Origin of the sequence: Pseudomonas cannabina, from assembly GCF_900100365.1 — a bacterium.
In the GTDB taxonomy this organism is placed as follows: domain Bacteria; phylum Pseudomonadota; class Gammaproteobacteria; order Pseudomonadales; family Pseudomonadaceae; genus Aquipseudomonas; species Aquipseudomonas cannabina.
The window spans coordinates 255,902-270,317 of record NZ_FNKU01000001.1 but is presented as its reverse complement, the minus strand read 5'-3'; the positions used below and the strand labels follow the sequence as shown (position 1 = coordinate 270,317).

Annotated in this window: 13 protein-coding genes; 3 read left to right on the top strand and 10 right to left on the bottom strand. The window is 58.2% G+C overall.

Annotated features, from left to right (window positions below):
• Positions 1–187 precede the first annotated feature (187 nt).
• On the top strand, positions 188–1,723 hold the full coding sequence (locus BLT55_RS01290) for a sensor domain-containing diguanylate cyclase (RefSeq protein ID WP_054999626.1): 1,536 nt from the start codon (positions 188–190) through the stop codon (positions 1,721–1,723).
• A gap of 64 nt (positions 1,724–1,787) precedes the next feature.
• Here BLT55_RS01290 and BLT55_RS01285 read toward each other — a convergent pair whose 3' ends face one another.
• The gene (locus tag BLT55_RS01285) at positions 1,788–2,258 is read right to left on the bottom strand and encodes a PA2169 family four-helix-bundle protein (protein WP_007248395.1); all 471 of its coding nucleotides are present in this window, start codon (positions 2,256–2,258) and stop codon (positions 1,788–1,790) included.
• A 218-nt stretch (positions 2,259–2,476) separates the two neighbouring features.
• Here BLT55_RS01285 and BLT55_RS01280 point away from each other — a divergent pair, with 218 nt between their 5' ends.
• Positions 2,477–2,716: a DUF3820 family protein gene (locus BLT55_RS01280; RefSeq protein ID WP_007248394.1), complete on the top strand. Its 240-nt coding sequence runs from the start codon at positions 2,477–2,479 to the stop codon at positions 2,714–2,716.
• Between the two features lie 130 nt (positions 2,717–2,846).
• Here the strand turns inward: BLT55_RS01280 and BLT55_RS01275 are convergent, their stop codons facing one another.
• The 3 genes from BLT55_RS01275 to zwf are packed head-to-tail and all read right to left on the bottom strand — an operon-like array spanning position 2,847 to position 5,708.
• Complete coding sequence (locus BLT55_RS01275; protein ID WP_054999627.1) at positions 2,847–3,521, bottom strand: bifunctional 4-hydroxy-2-oxoglutarate aldolase/2-dehydro-3-deoxy-phosphogluconate aldolase; 675 nt, start codon at positions 3,519–3,521, stop codon at positions 2,847–2,849.
• Positions 3,522–3,538: 17 nt separating this feature from the next.
• Positions 3,539–4,252: a 6-phosphogluconolactonase gene (pgl, locus tag BLT55_RS01270; RefSeq protein WP_054999628.1), complete on the bottom strand. Its 714-nt coding sequence runs from the start codon at positions 4,250–4,252 to the stop codon at positions 3,539–3,541.
• Positions 4,239–5,708: a glucose-6-phosphate dehydrogenase gene (gene zwf / locus BLT55_RS01265; RefSeq protein ID WP_007248391.1), complete on the bottom strand. Its 1,470-nt coding sequence runs from the start codon at positions 5,706–5,708 to the stop codon at positions 4,239–4,241. The genes pgl and zwf overlap by 14 nt, the downstream gene beginning before the upstream one ends.
• A 219-nt stretch (positions 5,709–5,927) precedes the next feature.
• Between zwf and BLT55_RS01260 the strand changes: the two genes are divergently transcribed.
• Positions 5,928–6,794 (top strand): MurR/RpiR family transcriptional regulator, encoded by an 867-nt coding sequence (locus BLT55_RS01260; protein ID WP_054079498.1) that lies wholly within the window; start codon positions 5,928–5,930, stop codon positions 6,792–6,794.
• Between the two features lie 792 nt (positions 6,795–7,586).
• Here the strand turns inward: BLT55_RS01260 and BLT55_RS01245 are convergent.
• The 6 genes from BLT55_RS01245 to BLT55_RS01220 all read right to left on the bottom strand — a co-directional run bounded on the left by BLT55_RS01245 (position 7,587) and on the right by BLT55_RS01220 (position 14,357).
• Positions 7,587–8,462, bottom strand: a complete 876-nt coding sequence (locus tag BLT55_RS01245; RefSeq protein ID WP_054998916.1) for a D-hexose-6-phosphate mutarotase — start codon at positions 8,460–8,462, stop codon at positions 7,587–7,589.
• Positions 8,463–8,570: 108 nt separating this feature from the next.
• Positions 8,571–9,932 (bottom strand): carbohydrate porin, encoded by a 1,362-nt coding sequence (locus tag BLT55_RS01240; protein ID WP_054998917.1) that lies wholly within the window; start codon positions 9,930–9,932, stop codon positions 8,571–8,573.
• A gap of 125 nt (positions 9,933–10,057) precedes the next feature.
• Complete coding sequence (locus tag BLT55_RS01235; protein WP_054998918.1) at positions 10,058–11,218, bottom strand: ABC transporter ATP-binding protein; 1,161 nt, start codon at positions 11,216–11,218, stop codon at positions 10,058–10,060.
• 2 nt (positions 11,219–11,220) lie between these two features.
• Entirely contained in the window at positions 11,221–12,066 is an 846-nt protein-coding gene (locus tag BLT55_RS01230) for a carbohydrate ABC transporter permease (RefSeq protein ID WP_054087443.1), read from the bottom strand.
• Positions 12,059–12,967, bottom strand: coding sequence for a carbohydrate ABC transporter permease (locus BLT55_RS01225; protein WP_054998919.1), 909 nt, complete (start codon positions 12,965–12,967; stop codon positions 12,059–12,061). The genes BLT55_RS01230 and BLT55_RS01225 overlap by 8 nt, the downstream gene beginning before the upstream one ends.
• A gap of 103 nt (positions 12,968–13,070) precedes the next feature.
• Entirely contained in the window at positions 13,071–14,357 is a 1,287-nt protein-coding gene (locus BLT55_RS01220; RefSeq protein WP_054998920.1) for an ABC transporter substrate-binding protein, read from the bottom strand.
• Between the last annotated feature and the right edge of the window lie 59 nt (positions 14,358–14,416).

Sequence of the window (14,416 nt, the reverse complement as noted above, 5' to 3'; positions counted from 1 at the left end):
TGTTTTCACGGAACACTTTGCTGTTGCCGGCCGCACGTTTGCCATGTGTTCAATAAAAGCGGTTTATTCACACTTCATTCATCTCGGGTTATAAGGAGCGTGCTATATACCCTGCTATAAATCGATAAAAACAAAAGACAGCTGACCCCACCACTTTCAGCCTCATTTTTTGCAGGTAGCACACCCCATGACGTTGTTCGCGTCCTCTCGGCCAGCGCAGTTCCAATGGCCCCGTCCCGAGCTCATGTTGATCCTTGGCAGCCTGTTGTCGGTGTCCGCCATTCTGGCCATCGTGGCGTCGCTGTTGCTCCGCGAGCGCGACGACGCGGCTCAGACAGCGGCGCGGGCGGCAGCGAACATTGTCCGTTTGATCGATGCCGACGTGATGCATAACGCAGAACTCTACGACTCGTCACTGCAAGGCATGATCAGCGCGTGGCAACGCAGCGACCTGAACAATCTTTCCCCGGAACTGCGGCAACTTGTCCTGTTTGATCGCTCGACGGCTGCCGCTTACAAAGGCGATCTGGTATTACTCGACAAGAAGGGCGAATTGCTGGCTGACTCACTGTCAGTGACGCCACGGGACGATAACTTTTCCGACCGAGCCTATTTCCGGCTACATGCGGTTGATCCTTCTCTGGATCTGCATGTCAGCACGCCATATAAAACCCGCTGGGGCTACAAAGACTGGTGCATCAGTTTCAGCCGACGCCTGTCAGGCCCCAATGGTGAGTTTCTGGGCATTGCCAGTGCCGCCATGCGCCTAGTGTATTTCAAGAATCTGTTCATGAGCCAGAATATGGGTCCTGGAAGCAGCATCAACCTGATCAATACCGACGGCATTCTGATCGTCCGCCACCCCGAGCTGGATGGCCAGGACCTGATCGGCAAGGATTACAGTCACACGGCCAACTTTCAGCGCATTCTCAAGGAAGTCGATGGCAGTTTCAGCGCCCTTTCGACGCAACTCAACGCGCAACGCCTGTACACGTTCTCGCGCGTCGGCAATCTTCCACTTGTGGTGGTGATCGGTCAGTCCGAAGAAGAAGTTTATGCCGTCTGGACACGCAACGCCTGGCTGGTCGCGACGGCCACCAGCGTGCTGTGCCTCGGCATTCTCTGGCTGACCTGGCTGCTGAGTCGCGAGTTGCGTCGTCGGCGCCGTGCCGAACACGCGCTGGCCAGCCTGGCCGCCACCGATGGCTTGACCGGCCTCGATAACCGCCGCCAGCTCGACAAGGCGATGGAAACCGAATGGGCACGCGCCCAACGCTCTGGCGAGCGGCTTTCATTGTTGATGATCGACGTTGACCATTTCAAGGCGTTCAACGAGCGTCATGGGCATCAGGGCGGCGACGAAGCGCTGAGGCTGATTGCACAGACCATTTCCCACACTATCCGTCGGCCAGGTGACCGGCTGGCGCGCTATGGCGGCGAGGAGTTTGTGGTGGTCCTGCCGGAAACCGACCTGAACGGCGCCATGATGATCGCAGAGAATATCCGCCACTCGGTCGAGTCCCTGCCGCTGTTCAAGGACGCCGAACATCCGTTGACGGTCAGCATTGGTGTGGCTTCAGAGAGCGTGCGTCAGGGAGACAAGCTGGAGACGTTCTTCGGCATTGCCGATAAGGCGCTTTATCAAGCCAAGAACAATGGTCGCAATCGCGTTGAACAGCGTGCTGCTGCTTCGGATTCAGAACCACTGAATCCGGTTTTATAGCCTGTCGACCGACATAAAAAAACGCCAGACAGGCTGGCGTTTTTTCTACCGCAGGGGCAGCGAATTACGATGCGGCGCGGGCTGCGTCACGCAGTGCTTTGACTTTGTCGTGGGTGGCCAGAACGCCAGCCTGCTGCTTTGCGATCAACGAGGTAACGTTAGCCGGGAAGTTATGCTCGTGTGCTTTTTCAAGCGCCTCTTTATAGGCTTTCTTGGCAACGTCTTCACCGCGCTCTACTTCTTCCAGAACTGCTTTGTCATCTTTGCCGGTCAGGGTGGATTTCAGATCTACCCATGCACGGTGAAGAGTGCCGGACACACTGGAGGACGTTTCTGGGTCACCGCCTAAAGCACGCACTTCTGCCTGCAGCTCTTTCACTGCAGTTGCGATTTCAGCGGATCGTGCCAAGAAGTATGCTTTGATCGCCGGGTTTTTCAGGTCTTCGGCACTTGTCTGAAAGCCCTTCTCGCCATCTTTGCTGGTTTCGATCAGGTCATTCAGGACGGAGATTGCTTCTTTATTAATATCAGTCATTTGATAATTTCCTAATGGCAGGTTGATACGAAAATGTTCGATGAATAGGTAATTGCAGATGGCGTGCCAGTTTCAAATGATTAAAAAGTTATTTAAAAACAATTACTTACGAAATTTTCACATTTATCCGATCGTGGCTTCTGCATGAACTGTCGTTTGGCCTGCATGCAGAATGCACGTATCGAGCTGCCCGAAAGGTGATGACAGGACTTGCTAAGATGAATCCGGAAAAACTCAAACTGCTGGTCACCCAGGAAATGCCGTTCGGCAAATACAAAGGGCGGCTGATCGCCGATTTGCCGGGGCATTATCTGAACTGGTTCGCCCGGGAGGGCTTTCCCAAAGGAGAATTGGGCGGCCTGCTGGCGCTGATGCAGGAAATCGATCACAACGGCCTTAGCGCGCTGCTTGACCCGCTGCGCACGCGTCCGCGTCAGTCGTTCAAGGACAGGGGATAAGCAAAGGGGATACGGTCCGGGATGAAAAAAACGGTGCTCCGGACCAGGGCGCACCGCAAAAGCCATACAACCAACAACAACTTCATTGCCAGAGTCAGCCCGCTGAGCGCTGACCCTGAAATACTATCGATCAGTCAAACAGTGCCAGCGCCTGCGCTGTGGCTTCCTGAATACGGCCCCAGTCGCCATTCTTGACCCAGGCGTTATCGATCATCCAGGTTCCGCCAACACACATGACGTTAGGCAACGCCGTGTAGCTCTTGAGGTTCTGCTCGTTGACGCCGCCGGTTGGGCAGAAGCGCACTTCGTTAAAAGGCGCGCCCAAGGCCTTGATCGCCGCCACACCGCCGCTGATTTCAGCCGGGAAAAGCTTGAAGCGGCGATAGCCCATCGCATAGCCAATCATGATTTCCGATGCACTGCTGATGCCTGGCAGCAACGGCAGCGGACTGTCGAGCGCGGCCTGCAGCAGTTCCTGGGTGCTGCCGGGGGTGACGATGAACTGCGAGCCCGCGGCCTCGGCGTCGGCCAGCATCTTGCGGTCCAGAATGGTCCCGGCGCCGGTGCACAGCTCTGGGCGCTGCTCGCGCAACATACGGATCGCACTCAGCCCGAACGTCGAGCGCAGGGTGATTTCCAGCGCGGTCATGCCCCCGGCGGCCAGCGCGTCAGCCAGCGGCAGCACGTCCTGTTCGCGGGCGATGGTGATGACCGGCAGAATCTTCGCCTTGGCGCAGAGTTCGTCGATCTGGGCAATCTTGTTCGCCATGCTGTTGAGCGGCTGGTTATTTTCGTTCTGTGTCATGGCGACGGTTCCTTTGCTTATGGGCACCAGTAAATCTCGAGAGACGGGTTGAGGAAGGCACGCACCGGCATCTCGGCGACGTCATCGCCCGCCAGCGCAGCGCGCAAAGTGTCCAGTTTGGCCTGACCGGACACCGACAGAATCGGCAAACGCGCCGACGCCAACAGACGACGGGTCATGGTCAGGCGTTGATGCGGCACGCTCGGTGCGAGCATGGGCAGGCAGCGACGCTCGCCATCGAGGTCCAGTGCCTCGCTCAGGTTGGGGCTGTCGGGGAACAGCGATGCGGTATGCCCGTCGTCGCCCATGCCCAGAATCAATACATCGATGGGCGGCAGTTCGGCCAGCGCCTGATCGGCCGCCAGCGCTGCGTCTTCAACACTGCCTGCCACGCTGTAAAGGCCCAGAAACTTTGCTTTGGCCGCTGGCCCCTGGAGCAGGTGACGTTGCAGCAAACCGGCATTGCTGTCGGCGTGCTCGGTAGGGACGAAACGCTCGTCAGCCAAGCTGATGACCACTTTCGACCAGTCCAGCGGCTGTGCGGCCAGGCTCTGGAAAAACGCGACCGGGCTGCGCCCACCGGACACCACCAGCGTGGCCAGAGCGTTTTCACTGATAGCCTGTTTCAGACTTTCCGCCACGCGGGTGGCCAGTGCCTCGGCCAGTTCTTGCGGAGTGTCGAAGTCACGTGCCACCAGCCCTGCTGGCAGCGCCAGATCACATATCGCCATACCAGGATCTCCCGTCGCGAGTAATCAAAGCAATGGAGCTCATCGGCCCCCAGGTTCCAGCCGGATAAGGCTTGGGCGCATCGCCCGCCTTCTTCCAGCCGGCGATCAACTGATCGCACCATTGCCAGGCGTACTCGATTTCATCTTTGCGGACAAACAGGTTCTGATTGCCGCGCATGACTTCCAGCAACAACCGTTCATAAGCGTCGGGGACACGAGCGCTGCGGTAGGTGTCAGAAAAATTCAGTTGCAAGGGGCCGCTGCGCAACTGCATGCCTTTGTCCAGGCCCTGATCCTTGGTCATCACCTGCAAGGAAATGCCCTCGTCAGGCTGCAGACGGATGATCAGACGGTTGCTGATCTGCAAGCGCTGCTCCGGGGCAAAGATGTAGTGCGGCGGCTCTTTGAAGTGGATCACGATCTGCGACAGCTTTTGCGGCATGCGCTTGCCGGTACGCAGATAGAACGGTGTACCTGACCAGCGCCAGTTGCGGATATCGGCACGTAAGGCGACGAAGGTTTCGGTGTCGCTCTGGGTGTTGGAGTTCTCTTCTTCCAGATAACCGGGCACCGCCTTGCCTTCGCTGTAACCGGAGGTGTACTGACCACGCACCACTTGCGTCGCCAGCCGCTCCGGCGTGAACGGCGCCAGGGCCTTGAGCACCTTGACCTTCTCATCACGAATGCTGTCAGCCGACAGGTCGCTGGGCGGGTCCATGGCAATCAGGCAAAGCAATTGCAGCAGGTGGTTCTGAATCATGTCGCGCAGCTGACCGGCCTGATCGAAGTAGCCCCAGCGGCCCTCGATGCCGACTTTCTCGGCAACCGTGATTTCCACGTGGGAAATATGGTTCTGGTTCCACTGGGTCTCGAACAGGCTGTTGGCGAAACGCAGGGCAATGAGGTTTTGCACCGTGTCCTTGCCCAGATAATGGTCGATGCGGTAGACGCGGTTTTCCGGGAAGAACTGCGCAACGGCGTCGTTGACCCGGCGCGACGAGGCCAGGTCGTGACCGATCGGTTTTTCCAACACCGCTCGCGTGCGCTCGGCGAGGTTCACCGACGCGAGGTTTTCGCAAATCGCACCGTAGACCGAGGCCGGGGTCGCGAAATAGGCGATCAGGGTTTGCGCATCGCCAACGCGCTCGGCCAGCGCGACGTAGTCCTCGGCCTTGAGGAAATCGACGTGCAGGTAGCTGAGACGCGCCAGAAAGCGCTGGGCATTTTCTGCCTCGAGCTCCGCTTCGGGAATGAAGCGACGCATGGATTTTTCGATGTACGCCAGATGCGACTGTTCGTCGCCTGGTTCACGCGCCAGGGCAAGAATTCGAGTGTCTTCATGCAGCAGTCCAGCGCGATCGAGCTGATAAAGAGCCGGGAACAGCTTGCGTACCGCCAGGTCCCCCAGGGCACCAAACAGGGCAAATGTGCACGGTTCAACCGTAATCAAGGGCATAATGTTGGTTCTTTTATCAAGTTGGGCTACAAATACCTTTTTTAAAGGCGTTACTCAAGGCCATATGTAGTAATAACCACAACATTCTGCCTAAAAGCATATTCCAGTGGTGATCAACACAGGCCCTCAGTACGATAGGCCACCTTTGCTACAGGCTAAAGGGCTAATAAAAGCCCGAGTCAAAAACCGTTGGTAAATCAGCCCCGACAAGGACTTTGAATGGACCGCGTAAGAAACCTCCTGGAGCAAATCCAGGGCCGACTCGATGAGTTGAACAAGGCCGAACGCAAGGTGGCCGAGGTGATTCTGCTCAATCCGCAGATGGCGACCCGCTTGAGCATTGCAGCGCTCGCCCAGGCTGCCAAGGTCAGCGAACCGACGGTCAACCGTTTCTGCCGCTCGTTCAACGTCAGTGGTTACCCGGAACTCAAGCTGCAACTGGCGCAGAGCCTGGCCAGCGGCGCAGCCTATGTCAGCCGTGCGGTGGAAGCCGACGATAATCCCGAAGCGTATACCCAGAAGATTTTCGGCAGCGCCATTGCTTCGCTGGACAGCGCCTGCCAGCAACTGGACCCGGCGCTGATCAGCAAGTCGGTGGACATGCTGATCCAGGCGCGGCAGATCCATTTTTTCGGGCTGGGCGCCTCCGCGCCGGTGGCGCTCGATGCGCAGCACAAATTCTTCCGCTTCAATCTGGCAGTCACGGCGCATGCCGACGTGCTGATGCAGCGGATGATTGCCTCGGTGGCGCACACGGGGGAGTTGTTTGTGATCATTTCCTACACCGGCCGCACCCGCGAGCTGGTGGAAGTGGCACGCATCGCACGGGCCAATGGCGCTTCGGTGCTCGGCCTGACCGCGGCAGGTTCGCCGCTGGCTCAAGCCAGCACCGTGAGCCTGAATATTCCGCTGCCGGAAGACACCGACATTTATATGCCGATGACCTCGCGGATCATTCAGCTCACCGTCCTTGATGTGCTGGCGACCGGCATGACCCTGCGCCGCGGCGTCGACTTTCAGCCGCACCTGCGCAAGATCAAGGAGAGTTTGAACGACAGCCGCTATCCGATCGAAGACCAGGGCTGAAACAGGTCAAGATCGGACGCAGAGCGTCCAGAACGGCATGCGACGCGGAGCGCCGCACGATAGGGTTATCGTTCCCCACGCTCCAGCGTCGGAATGCCTTTCGTGACGCTCCGCACCGCATGCTCAAGATCAGACGCGGAGCGTCGCACGATAGGTTATCGTTCCGCACGCTCCAGCGTCGGAATGCCTTTCGTGACGCTCTGCGTCACACAGCGGTTTTGCGAGGTCAGTTGGATATGCTTTCGACTCAAGGCACCTTTTCGCCCCTCGGCGAGTGACTTTGAAGGATCAAAGTAACCAAAATCCTGGCTCCGTTTCCGGCCCGACTTCGTCGGGTTCCTTCGCCCTGACGCTGATCCGGGGGCCGCTGCAACGGGCCATCCATGGCCCGGTTCAGCTTGCTCGGCGTCCTGCCTCGCATCCCCCGGATCAGCGCCAAGGCTCAGCCGTCACTTACGTCGCACTCTGCGTCGTCAGTGCCATCGTGATAAAAAAGCGTTTTTATGGGCAGTGACTGCGGGCAAGGCCTGACATTGCGCTGCGTTACAAATCTGCACCTCAGCGCACAAGTCGTCGGCACGGTAGTTATGTGTACCTGCCAGTCCGTCTTCGCGAGCAAGCTCGCTTCCACGAAAGCCAGGTAATTTGGTGCCCATGTGGGAGTGAGCTTGCTCACGAAGAGGCCCTTGGGACCGCCGAAGATTATGCTGATGCCAGTCCGCCTTCGCGAGCAAGCTCGCTCCCACGAAAGCCAGGTAATTAGGTGTCCACATGGGCAATATGTGACCGGCGCTACCCCGCCAGGCTGGCCTGTAATTTCAGTTGCACTTGTTCGCCCGGTCGCAGGCTGAAGGCGTCGCCGGTGCCTGAGGCGGCTTCCACTCTGACGAAGCCGGTGGCTTCGCTGCCGCCTACGCCCAGCAGGGGTCGGCTGCCAGGATGCCAGACCACGGTGTTGGCGCTGTCGCCGGTATCGATGTTGAGTCTGCGCTGCCAGGCCGGGTCCTGGAGTTGCAAGGATCCGGCATGTTCGAAGACTCGCTGACAGCCACCTGCCACGCGCAGTTCGCCCTGCTGCCAGCAAGCCTGGCGACTGAGTTCGTCATAGCCCTGAGCGCCGTCCAGACCGTCCAGCGCAACGTCCGCGATGTCACTGATCAGCCAGTAAGCCAGCAGCGCATGACTGAAATGACAAGGCTCGCGGTCTTCATGGCAGGTGCTCAGGCGCAGTTCCATGCCCTGCCCCAGCTCGGCGTGCAGGTTGACCTGCCAGTCCCATAGCTGCAGGCGCCAGTGCAGGCTGACGCCCTCCTCGCACTCGCTGCTGTCGATCAGCTTCCAGTCAAGCAATCGCGCCCACCCATGCGCGGGCCAACCGCTTTCACCGGGATGACGGCCGTACCAGGGCCAGCAAACCGGCACACCGCCGCGGATCGCGCCCACTTGCGGCCACTGTGCTGCGCACCATAGCCAGGGTTTCTGGCCCTGCGGCTGGAAGTGCAGTAATTGCGCGCCTTGTCGGCTGAACACCGCCTGGCACTGCGGATGATCGATCACCAGTACGTCGCGCAGCTGATGGCGCTCCCACTCGAAAACCGGTCGGGCACGTCGGGAGCGGAAGAAGCGTTGCAATGGATGTTCAGGCGGTTGCGCGTCGTGAATGGTCATCGCCAATCGCGTCCCTGAAATAAAGGAATTCAGCCATAAAAAAAACGGGCAGCCAGGCTGCCCGCAAAGCACACACGACCCTTGATCGCGTTACGCGTCAATCAGTACTCAGAACTTCGATTGAATCTTGATGCCCGCCACAATCGCATCATCCACCTGATCTACGCCGCCAGGGTGCTTGACGTATTGCAAGTTGGGACGCACGGTCAGCCAGTTAGTGACGTGGAAGCCGTAGTAGATTTCAGAGTTGTATTCAGTGCTCTGGACCGGCAGGAAGCCAGGGTTGTCGTAATCGTTGATACCGCTGATCTGGTTGGCCAGACGCACGCGATCCTGCACATCGTCGTTGACGTGGATACGGGCAAAACCGATACCGATGTCATCTTTCGGACGCGAGTTGAACGGACCTTTGTACGTGAAACCGATCTGCTGGTAGTTGTCGACGAAGTTGGTCGCCTTGTCATGCACAGTGGCGTTGGCAAAGATACTCAGGCCGCGCGATGCATCGCCGTCATGAGCGGTCAGTTGCTGCTGAGCAACGACCCACCAGCCATGCTTGCTGCTGTGCGACTTGAACGCGGCGCCGGTAATCGCCTGCGCCTGACCATTCACGTCTTCATAGACGTCGTCGGCGTTGGGCGTGCTCTTGTAGTAACCGACACGGTATTCACCGGGCAACGAGTTGAAGGACGGTGTCCAGACCAGTTCGACCGGCAGGATCATGCCTTCGGTGCCACTGCCGCTGAGTTTGAAGCCGTTGCCGGTTTCCAGGTTGGACGGGTTCTGCTCGTAGACACCCACCTGTGCGTACACTTCAGGCGTGATGTTGTACTTCACGCGCAAGGCCCACTGGCTGATTGGCCAGTTGTACCAGGTGTTCACGTAGTTACCGACCTGCGAGCCGCAGAACGAAAGGTTCTGGAAGTCGCACGGGAAGCTGTTGAAGTCTTCGCCCGGACCAAAGCGACCGGCTTTGACGTCCAGTGCGCCGTCGAAATACTTCTGCTTGACCCACATTTGGGTCAGACGCCAGGTCTGGCCACGACCCCAGACTTCCTGCGAGGAACTGAGGGTACCGGCACGAGGATCGCCGATCCGGTCATTGGAGATATTGCGTCCGCTACGTTCGGTAATCGCCAGCTTGAACTCCGCGTCCTGCCAGCCAAGCACCTTCTGCAGATCGACCTTCATGCCCAGCGCGAACTGATCGCTGTAGCGACCGGTGGTGTCGTCGTTGTAGCCGCCTTTCAGGTTGCTGGCCATCTCGGAAACGTATTCCAGCGAGAAGTCATAACCCTTGTCGAGCAACTCGGTACGCTTGCCGTTCCAGTCGCCGGTCATCCAGGGTGAATCGGCAGCAAACGGTTCGGCTGCATGAACGCTGCTGGCCAGTCCCATGGCACCCAACACCGACAACCTGCTTACCAACTGAAGCCGGGAAAGCGTTTTACCTTTGGTGATCTTCTTCATCCCATCAATCCTCGTTTTATTGTTATTAGCTTTGGTAGACGTCTTGCTTCATTTACTGCTTGTGTTCACGACAGGCCGCTCCGGTGGCAGTCGAAGGCCGGCCAGTGCACCCGTTGCGCAATTTATCACTTGCGGTTCAACTGAGACACGTTGTTTACCCGCTCCGCCGACGCCTGCTTCGCCAGGACGCCAAGACGTTCGCCGCTCTGCGAATCGAAAATCAGCACCTTGGAAGGGTCGAATTGCAGGGTCAGGCTTTCGCCCACCTGCGGTGCGACATCCGGGGCCAGACGACAGCAGACCTTGCTCTGGTTCAGCGTTACAAAAACCAGCGTGTCCGGACCGGTCGGCTCGGTCACCTGCACCTCGGCGCGAATGCCAGGCAGACCACTCTGTTCGTCGGACGCCAGCATAATCTGTTCAGGGCGAATGCCAAGAATGATTTCTCGATCTTCAAGCCCTGCATCCGAAACGCCTACCGGCAGTTCACAGCGCGCCTGACCGCTGTCGAGCAGCGCGAGCAACTGGCCATCTTTACGCTGCAGGCGTAGCGGGATGAAGTTCATCGGCGGCGAACCAATGAAGCTGGCCACAAACAGGTTGGCCGGATCGTTGTAGATCTGCTTGGGCGTACCGAACTGCTGGACGATACCGTCTTTCATGACGGCCACTTTATCGCCCAGGGTCATCGCTTCGATCTGATCGTGGGTCACGTAGACCGTGGTGGTCTTCAGGCGTTGATGCATGAGTTTCATTTCAGTACGCATCTCGACCCGCAGCTTGGCGTCGAGGTTGGACAGCGGCTCGTCGAACAGATAAATCTTCGGCCGACGTGCCAGCGCACGCCCCATGGCAACCCGTTGCTGCTGACCGCCGGACATCTGCCCCGGCTTGCGATTGAGCAGGTGCTCGATCTGCAGCAGCTTGGCAACGCGGGCGACTTCTTCGTCGATGGCGGCCTGCGGCATCTTGCGAATTTTCAAGCCAAACGCAATGTTTTCGCGAACCGTCATGGTCGGGTACAGCGCGTAGGATTGAAACACCATCGCGATGTCACGATCCTTGGGGCTGGTGCCGCTGACATCTTCGCCATCGATCAGGATCGCCCCGCCGCTGATGTTCTCCAGCCCGGCGATGCAGTTCATCAACGTGGACTTACCACAGCCCGACGGGCCGACCAGAATCAGAAACTCGCCATCCTTGATCGACAGCTCGATGTTTTTGAGCGTGTCCGGCAGATTGCTGCCGTAGGTCTTGTTGACGTTGCGCAATTCGAGAGTCGCCATGATTACCCCTTGACCGCGCCGGCTGTGAGCCCACGCAGGAAATACTTGCCAGCCAGTACGTAAACCAGCAGTGTCGGCAGGCCGGCGATCATCGCCGCCGCCATGTCAACGTTGTATTCCTTGGCGCCTGTGCTGGTGTTGACCAGGTTGTTCAGCGCCACAGTGATCGGCTGAGACTCGCCGCTGGAGAACACAACGCCGAACAGGAAATCGTTCCAGATCTGGGTGAACTGCCAGATCAGACAAACCATTACGATGGGCGTCGACATCGGCAGAATGATGCGGCCGAAGATCGTGAAAAAACCGGCACCGTCCAGACGCGCCGCCTTGACCAATGCATCGGGAATGCTGACGTAGTAGTTACGGAAGAATAGCGTGGTGAACGCGAGCCCGTAGACCACATGGACGAACACCAGCCCGACGGTCGTATTGGCCAGCCCCATCTTGCCCAGCGTGAAGGAAGCAGGCAGCAGAACCGTCTGAAACGGCAGGAAGCAGCCGAACAGCAGAAGGCCAAAAAACAACTGCGAGCCTTTGAAACGCCACATTGACAGCACATAACCGTTAAGTGCGCCGATCGCGGTGGAAATCAGCACCGCCGGAACCGTGATCTTGATCGAGTTCCAGAAATAGCCGTCAACGATGTCCCAGGCCTTGATCCAGCCGATGGCGGTGACTACGCTCGGCAGACTCAACAGGTTGCCGGTGCCGATGTCCTCAGGCGTCTTGAAGCTGGTGAACAACATCACCACCAATGGCACCAGATAGATCAGACAGGCCAGCAACAGCACGGCATAAATAACCACACGACTGAAGCTGATGCCCGGTTTTCCAACATGGCTAGTCATGGCGTTTGGTCCTCAGCTCGGAATACAGATACGGCACCAGAATCGCGAGGATTGCGCCGAGCATCAGAATTGCACTGGCCGAGCCCATGCCCATCTGGCCGCGACTGAAGGTAAAGGAATACATGAACATGGCAGGCAGGTCCGACGAGTAACCGGGGCCGCCCGCCGTCATGGCCGCCACCAGATCGAAGCTCTTGATGGCAATGTGCGCGAGGATCATGACTGCGCTGAAAAACACCGGACGCAGGCTCGGCAATACGACACGCCAGTAGATCATCGGCAAACTCGCACCGTCCATTTGTGCCGCGCGAATGATCGACTGATCGACGCCGCGCAGACCCGCCAGGAACAGTGCCATGACAAAGCCGGAAGACTGCCACACCGCAGCGATGACCAGGCAGTACACAACGCGATCCGGATCGATCAGCCAGTCAAGGCGGAAACCTTCCCAGCCCCAGTCGCGCAGCATTTTGTCCAGGCCCAGGCCAGGGTTGAGCAGCCACTTCCAGGCCGTACCGGTGACGATCATCGACAGCGCCATCGGGTACAGATAAATAGTGCGGATCATGCCTTCTCGGCGGATGCGCTGGTCCAGCATAACCGCCAGCAAAACCCCGATCACCAGGCTGATGGCAATGAACATGCCGCCAAACACAGCCAGGTTCTTGCTCGCCACCCACCAGCGGTCGTTGTCCATCAGGCGCGCATATTGCGCCAGGCCGACCCATTTGTAGGACGGCAAAAACGTCGAGTTGGTGAACGACAGCGCGAAGGTCCAGAGGATGTAGCCATAGAAACCGACCAACACGATGAACATGCTGGGTGCCAGCACCAGTTTGGGTAGCCAGCGTTGCAGCGCATCCATTGGCGAGGCTTTGCTATGCGCAGCGACAGAGCTCATCGGGAGTATCCCATTCGGTGTATCGAATCCAGGTCGCAGCCGTGGGTGAAATCAATGAGGGATTTCAACACCACGGGCGGCGGTTACAGGCGGTTAATGACGATTACTGGGCCGACTTGACCGCAGTGGCCAGTTTCTTGGCCGTTGCTGCCGGGTCGGCTTTCGGGTCATTGATGTAGTTGGTGATCACATCGAAGAAGGCGCCCTGGACTGCCAGCGTAGTCGCCATGTTGTGCGCCATGCTTGGCTGCAGACCGCCTGTTTTCGAGTCAGCCAGGAAGTCCTTGGCAGCGGTTTGTGCGCATGAGTCAAAACCGTACTTGTTCATGTCGGCAAGCATGTCCTGGCGAACCGGGATCGAACCTTTGTTGATGCTGAAGACTTTCTGGAAGTCCTCACCCATCGCGACTTTGGCAAGATCCTGCTGAGCAGCAGTCGTGCCTTTATCTTTCTGCTTGAACACCGCCAGCGAATCGATGTTGTAAGTGAATGCCTTGTCGGTGCCCGGGAAGGCTACGCACTGGTAATCCTTGCCTGCGACTTTCTTGGCGGCGGTCCACTCGCTCTTGGCCCAGTCACCCATGATCTGCATGCCGGCTTTGCCGTTGATGACCTTGGCTGCTTCCAGGTTCCAGTCCTGGCCCTTGCCATCGGCATCCATGTAGGTGGCGACTTTCTTCAGTTCAGTCAGCGATTTGACCATGCCTTCGCCGGTCAGCGCGTCTTTGTCGAGATCGACCAGCGCCTTCTTGTAGCCATCAGCGCCCATGACCGAGAGCACGACTGCTTCGAACACCGTGCTGTCCTGCCAAGGCTGACCGCCGTGTGCCAGCGGAATGAAGCCGGCTTTCTTCAGTTTGTCGCCCGCTGCGTAGAATTCTTCGAGGGTGGTCGGTGCCTTGTCGATGCCCGCTTTCTTGAAGACTTCGGGATTGATCCACAGCCAGTTGACGCGATGGATGTTCACCGGCACGGCGACGTAATCGCCTTCGTACTTCACGGTATCGGAGACTTTCTTGTCCAGCAGGGAGTCCCACTTCTCGGACTTGGCAACGTCTTTCAACGCGTCGGTATCGAGCAGGCCGGTAGACGCCCATTCCTGAATATCCGGGCCTTTGATCTGCGCAACGCCTGGCGGGTTGCCAGCAACGGCACGGCTTTTGAGCACGGTCATGGCCGTGGCACCGCCGCCACCGGCAACAGCGCCGTCTTTCCAGACAAAGCCGTCTTTTTCAACTTGTGCTTTCAAGACATCGACTGCAGCTTTTTCGCCACCCGATGTCCACCAGTGCACCACTTCAACGGTGCCTTTGGATTCAGCGGCGGTGGCGCTCAGAGGGAACAACGAAGCGAGAGAGATGACAACGGCGAGACGTGACATGGAATTCATCGAATTGACCTTTCTTGTTGTTATGCCTGAGCAAGTCTGATGCTTGCGCTTCGTGGGAG

Coding starts and splice junctions, on each gene's coding strand:
- BLT55_RS01285 (WP_007248395.1), bottom strand. CDS start 2,258: ATGACTGATATTAATAAAGAAGCAATCTCCGTCCTGAATGACCTGATC.
- BLT55_RS01220 (WP_054998920.1), bottom strand. CDS start 14,357: ATGAATTCCATGTCACGTCTCGCCGTTGTCATCTCTCTCGCTTCGTTG.
- BLT55_RS01290 (WP_054999626.1), top strand. CDS start 188: ATGACGTTGTTCGCGTCCTCTCGGCCAGCGCAGTTCCAATGGCCCCGT.
- BLT55_RS01260 (WP_054079498.1), top strand. CDS start 5,928: ATGGACCGCGTAAGAAACCTCCTGGAGCAAATCCAGGGCCGACTCGAT.
- zwf (WP_007248391.1), bottom strand. CDS start 5,708: ATGCCCTTGATTACGGTTGAACCGTGCACATTTGCCCTGTTTGGTGCC.
- BLT55_RS01245 (WP_054998916.1), bottom strand. CDS start 8,462: ATGACCATTCACGACGCGCAACCGCCTGAACATCCATTGCAACGCTTC.
- BLT55_RS01275 (WP_054999627.1), bottom strand. CDS start 3,521: ATGACACAGAACGAAAATAACCAGCCGCTCAACAGCATGGCGAACAAG.
- BLT55_RS01280 (WP_007248394.1), top strand. CDS start 2,477: ATGAATCCGGAAAAACTCAAACTGCTGGTCACCCAGGAAATGCCGTTC.
- BLT55_RS01235 (WP_054998918.1), bottom strand. CDS start 11,218: ATGGCGACTCTCGAATTGCGCAACGTCAACAAGACCTACGGCAGCAAT.
- BLT55_RS01240 (WP_054998917.1), bottom strand. CDS start 9,932: ATGAAGAAGATCACCAAAGGTAAAACGCTTTCCCGGCTTCAGTTGGTA.
- BLT55_RS01225 (WP_054998919.1), bottom strand. CDS start 12,967: ATGAGCTCTGTCGCTGCGCATAGCAAAGCCTCGCCAATGGATGCGCTG.
- BLT55_RS01230 (WP_054087443.1), bottom strand. CDS start 12,066: ATGACTAGCCATGTTGGAAAACCGGGCATCAGCTTCAGTCGTGTGGTT.
- pgl (WP_054999628.1), bottom strand. CDS start 4,252: ATGGCGATATGTGATCTGGCGCTGCCAGCAGGGCTGGTGGCACGTGAC.